The sequence below is a fragment of the Bacillus sp. SIMBA_005 genome (assembly GCF_046535585.1).
Classification (GTDB): domain Bacteria; phylum Bacillota; class Bacilli; order Bacillales; family Bacillaceae; genus Bacillus; species Bacillus pumilus.
On the sequence record NZ_JAWRWI010000263.1, the window covers coordinates 1 to 279 of the forward strand.

The 279-nt window shown below is 35.5% G+C and carries 1 pseudogene; it reads left to right on the forward strand.

The annotated features are described in order from the left end of the window. Positions 1–101 precede the first annotated feature (101 nt). A pseudogene (locus SB660_RS20035) lies at positions 102–279 on the forward strand (IS3 family transposase); the annotation flags it as partial.

Here is a 279-nt window from a genome sequence, read left to right on the forward strand (position 1 = left end):
GCTGGGGAATAATAGAGGTGGATCAGGAAATTTGAACAACACTTATAAGTGATATTCTGCTCCCCAAATGATGTTATAAACATCAATATATGGAGTATTTTATGGCACGTAGACCAAGAAGAAATCATTCAAATGATTTTAAAGCTAAGGTAGCACTTGCTGCGATTAAAGCAGAAAAAACACTTGCTGAATTGAGTGCTGAATTTGATGTTCATCAAAACCAAATTATCGACTGGAAAAATCAACTGATTTCAGCTTCCTCGCAAGCTTTCGATCAAT